This window comes from Vibrio sp. 10N.222.55.C7 (genome assembly GCF_041473335.1).
GTDB classification, from domain to species: Bacteria; Pseudomonadota; Gammaproteobacteria; order Enterobacterales; family Vibrionaceae; genus Vibrio; species Vibrio crassostreae_C.
On the sequence record NZ_JBFRSC010000027.1, the window covers coordinates 19,240 to 34,353 of the forward strand.

General features: G+C 45.2%; 12 protein-coding genes. 5 read left to right on the forward strand and 7 right to left on the reverse strand.

The annotated features are described in order from the left end of the window. Positions 1-222: 222 nt before the first annotated feature. Positions 223-2,202, forward strand: coding sequence for a methyl-accepting chemotaxis protein (locus AB4482_RS09930; protein ID WP_372180879.1), 1,980 nt, complete (start codon positions 223-225; stop codon positions 2,200-2,202). Positions 2,203-2,291: 89 nt separating this feature from the next. Here the strand turns inward: AB4482_RS09930 and AB4482_RS09935 are convergent, their stop codons facing one another. The 6 genes from AB4482_RS09935 to AB4482_RS09960 all read right to left on the reverse strand — a co-directional run bounded on the left by AB4482_RS09935 (position 2,292) and on the right by AB4482_RS09960 (position 9,379). Next, a complete protein-coding gene (locus AB4482_RS09935; protein ID WP_048611702.1) occupies positions 2,292-3,035 on the reverse strand; it encodes a GntR family transcriptional regulator in 744 nt (247 codons plus the stop codon). Positions 3,036-3,154: 119 nt separating this feature from the next. After that, a complete protein-coding gene (locus tag AB4482_RS09940; RefSeq protein WP_372128394.1) occupies positions 3,155-4,441 on the reverse strand; it encodes an OFA family MFS transporter in 1,287 nt (428 codons plus the stop codon). A gap of 94 nt (positions 4,442-4,535) precedes the next feature. Further along, entirely contained in the window at positions 4,536-5,489 is a 954-nt protein-coding gene (locus AB4482_RS09945; protein WP_372180880.1) for a PfkB family carbohydrate kinase, read from the reverse strand. Then, complete coding sequence (locus AB4482_RS09950; RefSeq protein WP_372128396.1) at positions 5,479-6,501, reverse strand: ADP-ribosylglycohydrolase family protein; 1,023 nt, start codon at positions 6,499-6,501, stop codon at positions 5,479-5,481. The genes AB4482_RS09945 and AB4482_RS09950 overlap by 11 nt, the downstream gene beginning before the upstream one ends. A 74-nt stretch (positions 6,502-6,575) precedes the next feature. Continuing rightward, positions 6,576-7,874 (reverse strand): nucleoside permease, encoded by a 1,299-nt coding sequence (locus tag AB4482_RS09955; protein WP_372128397.1) that lies wholly within the window; start codon positions 7,872-7,874, stop codon positions 6,576-6,578. 341 nt (positions 7,875-8,215) lie between these two features. Continuing rightward, positions 8,216-9,379 carry an amino acid permease gene (locus AB4482_RS09960; protein ID WP_017061663.1) on the reverse strand — a complete coding sequence of 388 codons (1,164 nt, stop codon included), beginning with the start codon at positions 9,377-9,379 and terminating at the stop codon, positions 8,216-8,218. 490 nt (positions 9,380-9,869) lie between these two features. Between AB4482_RS09960 and AB4482_RS09965 the strand changes: the two genes are divergently transcribed. From AB4482_RS09965 to AB4482_RS09975, 3 genes are all read left to right on the forward strand, one after another. Then, on the forward strand, positions 9,870-11,105 hold the full coding sequence (locus tag AB4482_RS09965) for a MerR family transcriptional regulator (RefSeq protein ID WP_372180881.1): 1,236 nt from the start codon (positions 9,870-9,872) through the stop codon (positions 11,103-11,105). Beyond that, on the forward strand, positions 11,106-11,675 hold the full coding sequence (locus tag AB4482_RS09970; RefSeq protein WP_372128399.1) for a GNAT family N-acetyltransferase: 570 nt from the start codon (positions 11,106-11,108) through the stop codon (positions 11,673-11,675). 236 nt (positions 11,676-11,911) lie between these two features. Beyond that, positions 11,912-12,460, forward strand: coding sequence for a carboxymuconolactone decarboxylase family protein (locus AB4482_RS09975; protein ID WP_017069794.1), 549 nt, complete (start codon positions 11,912-11,914; stop codon positions 12,458-12,460). Positions 12,461-12,574: 114 nt separating this feature from the next. On the opposite strand, the gene AB4482_RS09980 is transcribed toward AB4482_RS09975, so the two are convergent. Further along, entirely contained in the window at positions 12,575-14,002 is a 1,428-nt protein-coding gene (locus AB4482_RS09980) for a PLP-dependent aminotransferase family protein (RefSeq protein WP_372180882.1), read from the reverse strand. 124 nt (positions 14,003-14,126) lie between these two features. Between AB4482_RS09980 and AB4482_RS09985 the strand changes: the two genes are divergently transcribed. Further along, entirely contained in the window at positions 14,127-15,026 is a 900-nt protein-coding gene (locus AB4482_RS09985) for a DMT family transporter (RefSeq protein WP_372180883.1), read from the forward strand. Positions 15,027-15,114 lie beyond the last annotated feature (88 nt).

Genomic DNA, 15,114 nt, shown 5'->3' on the forward strand with positions numbered 1-15,114 from the left:
GTGTTTTGGGTATCGTTAGGTCGCTTAGCTAACAGTTTTATCGGTAAATCAATGAATTTTGTAAGGTTAAATGTTACCTTCATCGCATCGCGATCTGTGTGGCACGGTAATTGATGCACATTGATCAAGTTGAATAATTATACAGTCACAATTGAGGCGCATCTTATTAAGGGTGTGCGAGTTAAATGACTGAAAAGATTTGTTAGCTGCTAGGAAATGAAAATGAAATTAACCGATATGTCTTTTAAGCAAAAAATCATCGCTTTGCTTATTTTACCGATCTTGGGATTTCTATGGCTTAGCGTTTCTGCGATTTCAAAAGGCGTAGAAACCACCAGTGAATTGTCTTCATTAAACCAACTTACCCGTTTGTCGGTTGTGTACAGTGAACTTGTGCATGAGTTACAAAAAGAGCGTGGAATGACGGCTGGGTTTATCGGCTCACAGGGCACTAAGTTTGTCAGTGAACTACGTGCACAAAGAGCCAGTGCAGATAATAGACGTAATCTGAAAACCGAATACTGGCAATCTGCTGAAATCGATTTACCGCAGATCACTCGGCTGAACACTGAAATAAGCCAAAGCCTAAATCAAATTACTTCTATTCGAAATCGAGTGGATTCTCAATCGATTCCTCTGTCTGAAGCTTTGGGTTACTACACCAAACTGAATGCAAAGCTGCTGAGCGTATCGGCGTTAATTGCTGAGCTTAGCTCTGATGCTGCCATCACCACTGAAACCATCGCTTACTACAACTTTTTACAAGGTAAAGAGCGAGCGGGTATCGAGCGTGCTGTCCTAAATAATACCTTCTCTAAAAATGAATTTGGCCCAGGCATGTTGGTTAAATTCATCTCTTTGGTGACTGAGCAAAATACCTATTTCTCAAACTTTGAGGTATTGAGTAACCCAGCTAACGTTCGTTTCTTTGAACAGCAATTGAATGATCGTTCGGTGACAGAAGTAGAAAAGCTTCGTGGTTTGGCTGAATCTAAGATGAGCGGTTTTGATGTTGATCCTGTGTACTGGTTCTCGCAATCTACCGCTCGTATTGTTCAGCTAAAGAAAACAGAAAACCGCCTAGCAGAGTCGCTTATCGCACTGACAGAGAAAAAAATGTCAGAGGCGCAGTCTGCGATGATGATGAGTATTGGTCTGTTTGCTTTGATAACCTTGTTCGCGACCTTCGTGAGCTATAAGGCGATCAGCGACCTGACGATGAGAGTAAAAGATCTTACAGTGATGTTGTCTAAGGTTCGTAATGACAACGACTTAACAGTTCGCGCTAAGTTCGTTGGCAACAGCGAGCTTGGACAGATCTCTTCGGCACTCAACGAAACGCTAGAGAAGTTTTCAAACGTTATCGACAACCTGTCTCAGTCGAGTCTGACCTTAGCTTCAGCCGCTGAAGAAACCTCACAAACCTGTCACTACAATTCGAACACGCTAGTGCAACAACAAGACCAAATTGGCTTGGTTGCGACGGCGACAGAAGAGTTATCAGCAACGGTAAATGAGGTGGCGGCTAAAACTCAGCAGACAGCAAGTTCCGCTAAACTGGTCGATGAGCAGTCTCAAGAAGGTTTGAGTACGGTTCAAAACTCTTACCACTCTATCGAAAAACTGGCATCTGAAATTAATGATCTAGCGGAAAAGATCACGCACTTACACGAGAGCAGTAATAACATCAACAGTGTGATTGATGTGATTAAGTCCGTCGCTGAACAGACTAACTTGTTAGCATTGAACGCGGCAATTGAAGCGGCAAGAGCGGGTGAGCAAGGTCGTGGATTTGCGGTAGTGGCTGATGAAGTTCGCACGTTAGCACAGCGTACTCAGCAGTCGACAGCTGAAATTGAAGGTTTCATCAGCTCGTTACAGTCTGATGTGCAAACCGCGTTTAATGTGATTGATAACAGTCAGAAGATGTCGTCTAAAGCGGTTGAGGATTCAAAAGAGGTGGAACACACCTTACAAGGTATCTCAGCATCGGTGAGCGAGATCTTTAGCATGACTGAGCAGATCGCAACCGCTACCGAAGAGCAAGCGGTAGTGACTCAAGATATTGCTCAAAACGTCATGGCAGTAGAGCAGAAGTCGACAGAATCTACGACAGGTGCAACGCAAATAGCTGCAACAGCCAAAGAACAAGCTCAGTTAGCAGCTTCATTGAAAGATATTGCGAGTACGTTTAAGAGCTAGCCAGAAGCGTTCAAATAAATCTGATTAGCAAAACTAAAAAGCCCGTGAATCTCTGGATTCACGGGCTTTCTTATGGAAGGTATCTTGAGTTAGTCTTCACTCACAAACACATACATATCACCACGACAGCGGTTGATGCTGTATTCAATCGGAACGCCTTTCTTATCGTAAGCGGTTTGTTCGATGAGCAGTACAGGTACAGTTTCGTCGATGTTAAGCTTTTCTAGAAACTCTTCAGTTGGCATCTTAGCGGAAACTCGGCTCTGAGTTTTTGTCGGCGAGATATCTTGGCTGCGGAAGTAATCGTAAAGAGACAGCTGAATTTCATCTGGATCGTGGATCAGGTGAGCAGGGACGTAAGACTCTTCGATAGAGACAGCTTGCTCGTCGATGTAACGAACGCGCTTTAATAGAAAGACTTGATCGTTCTCTGCAATTTTAAGCATCTTGGCGATTTCTGAAGAGCAAGGAACCACATCTTTCTTTATCCACAATGTGTCGGGTTTTTTGCCTTTTAGAACTACTTGCTGAGAGAAGCCTGTCGCCTCTTTACTTGAGTATTCAACAGTCTCGCTGATCATAGTGCCCAAACCACGAGAGCGAACTATCACACCTTCCTTATCTAGAATATCCAATGCTTTGCGGACCGTAATTCGAGATACACCAAGCTTGTCGCTGAATTCACGTTCCGTTGGGATAAAGTCACCGCCCTTCAACATTTGTTGCTCAGTCGCGAGCTTTACTGAATCGGCAATCTTCAGATACAGAGGTGATTTATCTTTCTGGTCGATTCGTTCCTGAATCAAGGTAAGCAGTGGTTGATAAGCGCTCATAAAGGTCTGTTTTAGCTTTTATATTTAACCGAAGTATACCCGAAGTCTGAGTCCACACTTAATAGAAATGTGAAATCTGAGGGCGAAACAAAGATTCCACCACTCAGGGAGTTATTGAGTTAGCTTGAACGTCCCAACTGGTAACTGGAGGCGCCCCCATTTTCGCTGCATGGTTCTGTAGAAATAGGTTTGACACGGAAGGTCAGTACCGTAGCCATGCTCACCAATACAGCACAGATCAAATAGGCGATCGAGTAACTGCCGTACCAATCCACCGATATTGCCGCCAGGATAGGGCCGATAAAGCCGCCAATCCCCCAAGCGGTATAAAGCACACCGTAGTTGGCACCAAAGTTTTTCAGGCCGTATAAGTCCGCCATAATTGAAGGGAATACCGCTAATAAAGTGCCGTACCCAATGCCCGCTAACGCAGCACCAACCATTAGTGCTGAGCTAGAAACAAACTGGCTGAACAGCAGCATATTGATGGTTTGCAGGCTCAGTGCGATCGCTAACGTTTTCAATGCGCCAATCTTGTCGCTCAGAAGTCCAGAAATCAATCGGCCTGCCGAATTGAATATCGATAAAGTCACGATCAAATACGCGCCTTCTAAGATATTGGCTTGCTCAGCAGCGATAGAGGTGATGTTGGCGATGATCATTAAACCTGCGGCCGCGCCGAATGCGTAAGTGAACCACAATAAATAGAACTGTTTGGTGGCGAGCATTTCTTTCCACATGTAATTGCGGCTGGCCGTTGATGCAGGGGTTAATGCGTCAGGCTGTGATGAGCTGACTTTAGGCTCATAGCCCTTTGGCGGATTCTTGATAGAACAGGCCAGTGGAAAGGCGATAAGAATCAAACCTGCCCCAAGTATTTGAAGGCTTTGCTCTAGACCGAATTCTGAGATTAGATAGCTAGTAAGAGGTGCCAAGTAAATAGCAGCCAGCCCGAATGCAGTGGCGAGTAACCCATTGACCATACCTTTTTGAGAAGAGTGAAACCACTTCATCGCGGTTGGATTCAAACACGCATAAGCGAATCCAATACCGGCACCAGTGACTAGACCAAAGCTCACATTAAGGTTCCAAGGCGTTAGGGAGAGGCTCGCCAAGATCATTCCCGCGCCAGCCATAAAAGAACCCACCATTAATACTTTTTGTGGGCCGATTTTATCTTGAATACGACCAGCAATGAGTAGTGCCAATGAAAGGGTGATTATAGTGATGGTGTAGGGCATCGAGGCTTGAGTGTTGTTCCAACCGAGTTCTAGTAGCGAGTTCTTAAAAACGCTCCAGGTATAGAGCACGCCGATACAAAGGTTGATCCCACAGCTCGCAAGCAGAATCCTCGTTGCTTTGTTATTTGCATTGGAAAAACGGTTCATAACAGAAGAATGATTCATATTAGAAAGGCCAAAAAAGCTAGATAGAAGAAAGACAGGCATAACAAAAAGGCCCAGTAATACTGAGCCTTGTGTCTACATGACTTAACAGGAATTAGTATTGGTTAAGGTAGTGAGTTATCTCGTCAACGCTTGGTGCGCAGTCGCCGCCCACATGACTCACCACATAAGACGCAACCGCATTGCCAAGTAAGATCGCGTCAGGCAGTTCCCAGCCAGAAGCCAAGCCCGCTAACACGCCACCCGCATGGGTATCACCTGCGCCAATAGTATCTACCACGGTCGCTTTAAATGGTGCAACGTTCCCGTAGCCATCTTGAGTAGCGAACAGAGCACCATCACTGTCGATACGCAGAATCAGTGGGCAGCCATACTGGTTATGCCATTGTTCTACAAACGCGTTTATCTCTTGCATACCGAGCACTTCGGCTTCTTGGCGATTTAAAGATATGGTCGGTTTCAGCTTGATTAGGCGATCAAATAATGGTTTTGGAATGTCTCCAATACGAGGACCGAAATCGATGAATAGTTCAATACCGCTTGGCAGTGTTTCAAGCCAAGTAACGATTTGTTCTCCACAAGCTGAAGACAACTGGTATCCCGAAAGGTAGATGATCGCATTGTCTTGAAGCTTGAGTTGTTCAAGCGCTTGTTGATTCCAGTTGTTCTCAACGCCACTGACGGACAGGAAAGTACGTTCGCCATCGGGTTCAACTAACGCTAAGCACCAACCATTGTCGCCACTTGGATCTTGCAGGCTACTTGTTAGGCCTTTCTCTGCCATCGCGGCAGTGATGATGTCCGCCCATTTACCTTGGCCAATCGGTAGAGCATTAATAGATTCAACGCCGAGCTTTTTTAAAGCAATCGCGATGTTGAGAGCGCAACCGCCGACATGAATGCCTTTCTCTGTGAGCTCGACATCAGTGCCACGTTTCGGTAGCGCAGGTGTCTCTGTCACGATATCGACCACGGCAGCGCCGATTAGGCACAACTGTCGCTTGTTTTGTAGAGTTGGAATCAGCTGAACTAAAGAACTATGAGGCATACCCTTGCTCCTTAATCTCTCTTAAGCGTAGGAAGGTTTCAGCGTAACCGGTAAAGTCGAGTTGGTTTTCGTCATCGAGCTGTTTTTTCAGTTCGATATCGATAGCTTGAATACCATTCAATGCGCCACAAATTGCAGTTGCCATTGCACCAATTGTATCGGTATCACCGCCTAAGTTGGCACATAGAATTGCACAGCGGTTTGGATCGGTTTGTGCTAGCTCAACCATTGCGATGGCAGCCGGAACTGACTCAATCGTGCTTACACCTGCACCGACTAAGTTGTAGATCTTTTCCATGCGTTCTTCAATGCCGCTGTTTTCTGATGCCACCATAAGTGCAAGCTCAATACGAGCGCCCATTGAAGCACTGAACGTGGTGATGTTCTTGGTTTGTGCTGCGTTAGCAATCGCAGGTAGTTGGTCTTTAATTGCGCTCCAGCTGTGCCCTTCAATCGCTTTAGATACAGACCAAGCAATGGCAACCGCACCCGCAATCGCTACGTCTGATTTATGTGTTGGGCTTGAAGCCAGAGCGACTTGGTCGATAAAAGTATCAAGGCTGGTGGTTGGTATAAGGCAGCCCATTGGCGATACACGCATTGCTGCGCCATTAGTTACACCGTTGTTTTCAAGCTCATCAATTGAAGTGCCTTCTTTAATCGCGCGCATCGCAGCTTTCGAGCTTGGGCCGAAAATATTTTTATTGAATGCATCAAAGCCTTCAGCCCAACTTAATACGTTACGAGCAATGATCTCTGGTGAGATTTCGCCATCGCATTCAATGATAGCGTCTGCAAGAGCCAGCGCCATTGAGGTGTCATCCGTGAACTGGCAAGCATCGAAGTAACAAGCGGCGTTGTTTTCTGCAGGCCCCGGCAGGAATGAGTCAATCCAACCAAAATGCGCTTTTACTCGGCTTCTTGGCCAAAGCTCTGATGGCATTCCCATCGAATCACCCAGTGCTTGACCATAAAATGTGCCTAAAATTCTGTCTTGTTTTGAAATGTTCATCTTACTTCACCAAAAATAGGTTATCTAAAAGCTGCTCAGTCAGAAGCTAGGAGAGAGACCGAGCAGGTATAAAGTTACGCTTGAGCTTTTTCTACTGGAGTTTGCTCTGATGGGGTTCCATCTGATTTGTTGTCGATATTAATCTCTTTGATCTCGCCGTTTGGTTCACGGAAGAAGTACATAAAGATGACTAGGATGATGGCGATCATGATGGCTCCGAAGCCCCACATACCAGCCCAATCAAATGTCAGGCCATTCTGTGGTTCGTCGTAAGCAAACATCTTCTCCATCAACACGCCACCTAAGCGGTAACCGAGCAAGCTACCAATACCTTGGCAACCTAATGTGATAAGGCCTTGCGCAGCGGTACGCATGTGAGCCGGTGCTTTTTTGTCGACATAGATGTAAGCCGTTACGAAGTAGAAGTCGTAGCTCACACCGTGCAATAGGATGCCTGCGAACAGCAGTGAGTAGAGGTACCAAGTGTCTGCGCTACCGTAAACGAAGAATCCATAACGAACCGCGGCAGTAAATAGACCAAGAAGTAATACCTTCTTAATACCAAATCGTTTTGTGAAGAATGGTAGTGCCAGCATAAAGAAGATTTCAGAGAACTGACCCAGCGTCATCCAACCTGTCGCATTACTCATTCCTACTTCAGTTAAGTAGCCATTAGCGAAGATGTAGTAGAACGCTAGAGGCATGCTGAACATGAAAGAACAAACGAAGAATGCTAGGAAGTTTTTGTCTTTTAGCAGCACGATAGCGTCTAGGCCAAGCATCACTTTAAGGCTGAGTTTACCGGTACTTTTCGGTGGTGTATCTGGCAGTGTTAGCGCGAAGATACCCAGAGCCAAAGATGCTAAAGCGGTCAGAATAAGTGGGATATTGCTTGATGAAATATCACCATAGCCTAACCAACCTGGTAGGAAGCCGATAGCGATACCTGACGCAATCCAACCGATCGTACCCATAACACGAATGCGCGGGAAGTCACGTTCTACGTCTTCAACGTTAGAGAAAGCAATGCTGTTGGTCAGTGCAATCGTCGGCATGTAGGTCAGTGAGTAAAGCAAAAGTAGTGGGAAGAAGGTGGCGAACTCGGTTTGCTGAGCCGCTAAGTACATCAAACCTGCACCTGCTATCAACATCACAGAAAGTACTTTCTGTGCAGCGAAGAATCGGTCGGTGATTGAACCAACTAAGATCGGTGAAATGATCGCGGCGATCGCGGTACATGCGTAAGACCATGCGATCTCAGTTGGTGTGAATCCATTGGTATTGAGTATTTGCCATAGGGGAACAAACCATGCTCCCCAGATAAACCATTCAATGAACATCATTGAAGACAGTTTGAAGTTATTCGATTTCATTATTATGTCCTTTAGTACTGTAGGGTACGCGAATGATGGTATTCCAAAATATAATACCAATACAATACCATTGGGGTTGTTTTGTGATCTAATTATCAGATGTATCAGCAACGCAGTTACTTTATATGATCATAGAACATGGTGTTTTGAGCTGGTGCTGAGATCTAAATATGACGAGTTGTTTATCTAAATTATTGTTTCTAAATACGTTGTTTGAATGTCTCTGACGATGTGTGTCGATAAGGAGGAAGGAATAACGTGGGTAGGGAAATTAGGCATAAAAAAGAGCAGCCAACGCTGCTCTTTCTGGTCTTAGTTTGGGTATATTACTCAGTGAATAGTTAACCCATAAACCAAGACACGAAAATCAACGCACCAAAACCAAATGTCGCCATTAATGCCGTGTCGCCACCGGCTGCTGTGTAGCTGCCTTCGGTTTGTAGGTGAGGGAAGTCAGGTCTGCGAACCTTAACTACCATTGCGAGTGGGCCCCAGATAGCTAGGAACACCAGGACCATGCCTGCATAGTCCAGCATGCTTACAAACTGGCTAGCGAACAGCTCAGCTAATACCAAAGGTAAGATGAAGGTTAGCGCATAAGCCAACGCTTTGTTGTTGGTCACCGCATCTTTGTTTTGGTCGTAAAGCGCCATCGACACGCCGAGGAAAGAAGTCACCAAGGCCAGAGCAGAGAACAGAGCGATCACCACTTTCAACCAAGCAGATTGGCCGCTGAACGCAGAGATCAACTCAGAGATATTGTGGAACTGGCTTATCGCGTCTGTGCCAAGGTTGCCGATAATCGCGAATAACCAAGTTAGGTAGCAAATTAATGGAATCACTGAGCCTAGCAGAATCATATTGCGGATCTGCTTTTGAGTTGCTTCACGGTTGTAGATAACCAGTGACGGGATCACCACCATAGAGGCAAAGCTAGTAAAGATAACTGCGCTGTATTGCACCACGTCGTTGGCCGTGTATTGGCTGGTTTGAGTTAGGTAATCAAGGCGAATGTTGCTAAATAATGACGCGATAACGATAAACAGCATCACGACCATCAAGATGAATAGCCCGCGATTCAGTTTGTCGATATAAGACTTGCCCGAGACGACGATAGCACCCATCAATAGGCTGAAAATGGTATACGCAACGGATGCTGATACATCGACACCAACGTCGAGCAGTAGCTTATGAATGATGTCACCGACACCCAAGATATAAGCGATCAACATGCATACTAGCAACAGGTAAAAGAGTGCATTGATAAAGTGTTTACCTTTGCTGCCCAGAGTGAGATAAGCAACACTGCTCATGCCACTGTTGTCTTTAGTTTTAGTGCATGCTTCTGCCAGGAGGAGTGCAGAGTATGTGGTGCCGATAAAGATAAGTAGCATCAGCACTGAGCTGATCATGAAGCCAAATTGGGCCAACACCATGGGAATAGCGAGCATGCCAGCCCCTAATGCAGTTCCTGACAGAATCAAAGAACTGCCGAATAATTTCATATTCAAGAAAAACAACCTCAAGCGATCCAATTAAATTTTGTTTGGATTGTAAATAATTGTTTCCAAGACTAACAAAATACTCAGTAAAGTTAGGGGGTAATTTCTAATAAATTTTGAATTTTTCTAAAAAATTTAAGCAGGAATTTCTGGTGTATATGTGTGGTTGATTTAAGTATTCACTCGGTGAGTTTATTTATCGTTTAGTTAACGTTCGTCCATTATTGAATGATTTAGAAATTGGCAAAATTCAGTTAAAAAGAAGTATGTTTATGAGCTAATTGTTTTCAATTCATCAAGTTTAATACTTCTCCTTTCCTGAATCCCTTTCAGGCAATGTCGATGACTAACCGTTCTATGGGTAAAAGACACGCTCAGATCGCTTTATCAATTTGAAGGTAAATAGGTAAAGAACGAGAAAAGTGTCGAAAATTCTGTTGACCTGATTACAACTTCATAGTTTATCTTTACTACTGAAATGAGGGAGAAGTGGATGTATCGCATATCTGAATTAGCGGAGCTCGTTGGCCTGAGCCGTTCAACGCTTTTGTACTATGGAAAGTTGGGTTTGATAGAAGCTCAACGCACCAGTAATGGTTATCGAAGTTATTCCGAACGCGACTTGCAGCGTGTGAAATTGTTGCAGCAGTTACAAGCGGGTGGACTGACGTTGAAAGAGTGTCAGGCGTGTTTGGATGCCAAGGTTGACCGCTCCTTGTTACAAAACCGACTCGAACAATTGGACGAAGAGATCGCTCAGAAACAGCGTTCGAGAGATCTTTTATCGGCCTTGTTAGGCGAGAGTGGTTTGCAAGATTGGCATGAATCGATGGACAAGGTGGCGCCTGATGCGCATCTCGATTGGCTCATTAAGCAAGGCTTTGATGAGAAGCAAGCACTGCGACTGAAATGGCTTTCAAAAGACATGAACGATCATGACCAGTACATGGCGGATTTTGAGGTGATCTTTGAGGGTTTACAGCGTTTAGGGCCAGGAACAGCGGAAGATACTTTAGCGGCGTTGGTACACGTTTCGGTTTCTCCTAAACGTGTGCTTGAGATCGGTTGTGGTAAAGGTATTGCCACCTCTGTGTTAGCGAAAGCCTTAGTAGAACATCAAGTGGATGTGCAAATAACGGCGGTAGATAATGATCAACCGAGTTTAGATGTTCTGACTCAGCAAGCACAGGTTCTTGGCTTAGAAAGCAACGTCAAAACCGTATGCGCGAGCATGATGGATCTGCCGTTTGAAGCTAAGTCGTTTGACCTAATTTGGTCGGAAGGCAGCGCTTACATCATGGGTGTTGAAAAGGCGCTAAAGCAGTGGCGAAATTTACTCAGTGATGACGGCATATTGGTCGTTAATGATTTGGTGTGGAATACCGAACAACCTAACGAATCGAGCAAAGCGTTCTGGCAAAAAGAGTATCCAGACATGACGACGGTATCCGAGCGAATTAAACAGGCACAAGCTGCGGGTTATGAAGTCTTGGAGCACTTTGCACTGAGCGATGCTGGTTGGCTTGCGTATTACCAGCCCTTTCAAAAGCGAGTAGAAGCGCTTAAAGCAACGATGCCGAACTCAAAAGCGCTCGTAGATTGCGACAATGAAGTTAAACAATTTTTCGATAGCAACACATCAAAGAACGGCTTGGATCAACAGCCTTCGAAAGGTTCTGAACAACGTGATTTTGATTATCAGTTCTTTGTGCTCAAGAAATTAAAGTAAGTGAGTAACACCATGAAATTTAGACAATATAATTCAAGCGAAATCGAAACGATCACTCAAGTTTTCACTCAAACCTTTACGGATTCAGAAGGTGAGAACGAAGGTAAAACCGTGGGTATGCTTGCCAACGACCTTTTAACGACTACAGCCCCGACAGAGCTACTTTGCTTTGTCGCTGAAGACGATTCTAGTGAGTCGGATGCGGATAGCACGATTGTGGGTGCGATTATCTTTACGCCGCTTTCATTTGATGATGAAACCAAGGCATATTTGCTTTCGCCAGTGGCGGTGAGCACTCAGATGCAAAAGCGTGGTATTGGTCAGCGCCTGATTAACTTCGGTTTGCAGTTTCTAAAAGAGCAGGGTATTGAGCTTGCAGTGACGTACGGTGATCCTGACTACTATTCAAAAGTGGGCTTTGGGCAAATTACCGTTGAGCAGGTCCCAGCGCCCTTTGAATTGAGTTTCCCTCACGGTTGGTTGGCTCAATTGTTAACTGGTGGTGAAATCAAAGTAACAAGTGGCAAGTCGAGTTGTGTTAAAGGCTTGGCTCACGCAGAATATTGGTAGCCGCTTGCAAAAAATTGAGAAAAAGAGAAAGCCCATCAGGTGTTGCCTGTTGGGCTTTCTCGTTATGAACAAAAGATATCCGTCAGGCTTCAATGTACAGTTTGAACGAGTGTTCAACATAACACTTGAACGATCGTTCTTGTTTGATCTATATTGTTTTCACACCAACGGAGAACATTCATTAATTGCTCCGTGATTGAATAACTTTAGAACCGAAAATTGATAGGGATAGAGCAATGAGCAACTTCAAAATTCACTCAGTAGAATCCGCGCCAGAGCAAAGCCAACCTATTCTTGAGGGCGCTAAAAAGCAGATGGGCAGAGTGCCGGGCTTGTTTGGTGTATTGGCTGAATCTCCAAACACACTTAAGGCTTACACTCAGCTTCATCAGGCGTTTAGTGACTCATCTTTCGATGCTGAAGAGCTAACGGTTGTTTGGCAAACCATCAACGTTGAACACGAATGCCACTACTGCGTTCCTGCACACACTGGCATTGCACATTCAATGAAGGTCGATCCTGCAATCACCGAAGCACTGCGTAATCGCACAGATTTACCCACTGAAAAGCTGCAAGCCCTGCATGATTTTACGCTGAGCATGGTACGTAACCGCGGCAATGTGCCTGAAAGTGAAATGGCAGCATTTTTCGAAGCGGGCTACGGTCAGCAACAAGTGCTAGAAGTGATTCTTGGCCTGTCTCAGAAAGTGATCAGTAATTACGTAAACCACGTTGCTAAAACGCCAGTCGACAAAGTTTTTGAACAGTTCGCTTGGCAAGGGTAATCGTATTTAACTAACCATCGTATTTAAGCAACTCAAGATATGATAATGATGAAAGCCCCATTCAGTTGAATGGGGCTTTGTTGTTTTGGTCTAAATGGTAATTAGAAAGGTAACCTAACGTACGTGCTCAGCGATTATCTTGGCTAGTGTCACAACCCCTTCTTTCCACTCTTTGCTCTCTTCAATATTGGCAACAGTAAAGCGCAAGCAGTGTTTATATTGGCCGTTGGTGCCAAATACTGTTCCGGGTAAGATCCCGAGTTTATGCTTCAAACAATCTTGATAGACCGCGTAGCTATCGACCGATTCAGGCAGTGTTATCCAGTTTAAAAAAGAGCCTTCCGGTTTTGATAGGTGGTATTGCCCGACAAGGTGAGGATAGCTATCTAGTGCTTGTATTAACAGGCTTTGAAATTGCTTTTGATTGGTTTGGTAGAGCCGTTTCATTTTGGATAAATGACTGCGGTATTTTCCAGTAGTGAGGAATTGCCCCACAGCGGATTGCATCAGATTTGAGCTGCCCATGTTGTCGCATAAAAGGTACTTTTCGACCAAAGGTTGGTAGCGACCCGATAGTAACCAACCGATTCGCAAGCGTGAGTCTAAGGTTTTAGACAATGAATTGACGTAGATGACTCTATCTTGGTCATCAAGCTCTTTGAGGCTAGCGATTGGTGTATCGAATGCCAAGCTACCGAACACATCGTCTTCGATAATTGGTAAAGATCCGGTGATCTCCAGTAATGCTTTTCGATTCGCCAATGGCATCCGTGAACCCGTTGGATTGGTAAAGTTTGGCGTTAGCAGTAAGGTTTTCACTTCCCATTGAACCAGTGCACTTTGTAGCGAAGGAATGTCGATTCCGTGGCTGACGCTGCTTGGTATTTCAAGGGCTTGCAAGCCAAGTGATTCAAGTAAAAGTAGATTACCGAAATAACAGGGCGACTCGACCGCCACAATGTCGCCGGGCTTGGTGAGCGCACGCAGTGCCAAACTGATCGCCTGTTGAGCACCATGAGTAATCGCAATCTCTTTCGATCCCGCAGGCACACCAAGATCATGGGTGATCTTTAACAATTGCTTTACTAATTGCTCGTCGCCGGGGGGGAGTTGGTAATAACCGGGAAGCTGAGTTTGTAATCGACTGTGGCGACCGATTTCGGCATACAAGCTACGAATCGCAGGGTTGTTGATATTCGGGTGGGCCGAGCCTGCCAACAATTTCAGACGACCTTTTGGACGAGAGAGTACCGATTTGGTGACAGACAACAGATCGACTTTTTGAGGTTGGCTTGATGCATCCCAGCTAGTGGTGTTCGGCGCTTTCACGCGATAGCCAGATTTAGGTACAGAATAAACCCAGCCTGTCGCTTCCAATTCTTGGTAGGCGCGAATAACGGTATTTTTGCTCACGCCAAGCTGTTCACTCAATTGACGAATTGAGGGAAGGCGATCGTCTGGATGAAAGAGTCCTTTATCGATCTGAGCCTTAATATGTTGTTCGGTAGCAAGGTATTTATTGCCGCTGAGTTCTGCTTCCACGTTTTTCTCCCTCGTTGCTCACTCTCAATCTGTAACCATTTAAAGTGTTATATCTGTATCTTTATTAGTTATCTGTACCCAACTAAGGTAACAGCATTGATGAAGAGTTGACCAGAGGTTTGTAATGCTGATTAAAATGATTCCGTTTGTGTTTGTAATATTGTGGTCGTCAGGCTTTGTTGGCGCACGTCTTGGTGTGGAATACGCGGAACCCGCAACATTACTTTCATTGAGGATGGTAGCCAACGTGGCGCTGTTCTTGGTTTTGATTGCAATCCTTAAGCGTCGTATTCCTCGTGGTCGAGCATTCTTCCACGCTAGTGTGGTCGGCATCTTGATTCATGGTTTCTACCTTGGTGGCACCTATCTGGCGATTGATATGGGTATGCCTGCCGGGTTGAGTTCTTTACTGGTTGGCTTGCAACCGATTCTTACCGCCTTGATTATGATCAGCTGTACTCCACAGCGTTTTAATTTCGCGCAGTGGCTGGGCTTAGCGCTTGGTTTTGCGGGTATCAGTTTGGTGTTGATGGGCAATATTGAATGGCAGTCAGACGACCAAAAAGGCTTGGCAACGTTATTGTGTTTAGTTTCTTTGGTGGGCATTACCTGCGGCACTCTGTATCAGAAGCGCTTCTGTCAGGGGACCGATATGGTCGGCGGTGCGATGGTGCAATACTTGGCTTCTGCAGCGCTGTTTCTGCCGTTCGCAATGCGTTACGAAACGATGCAAGTGAACTGGACTGTAGAATTCACGCTGACTCTAATCTGGCTGGTGGTTGTTCTGTCTTGTGTTGCTATCCTCTTGCTGCTTTACATGGTAGAACACGGTGCATCTTCAAGTGTGGCCTCAGTGTTTTACTTAGTTCCACCAACGACAGCAATCCAAGCTTGGCTTATTTTCGGTGAGTCGTTCGACATCTATGGTGCAATGGGCTTCGCCCTGTCTGCTGCTGCGGTTTATTTGGTGGTGAGGAAGCCAGAATGGATTAAGTCTCGCAGACGAACAGTGTTACAGCGGTAGTTTGTATACCAAAACTCACTCTACTTAAAGTCGATGACTAGAAACCAAAAAGAGCCTGACAATGCAGGCTCTTTTTTTACTCATTTTT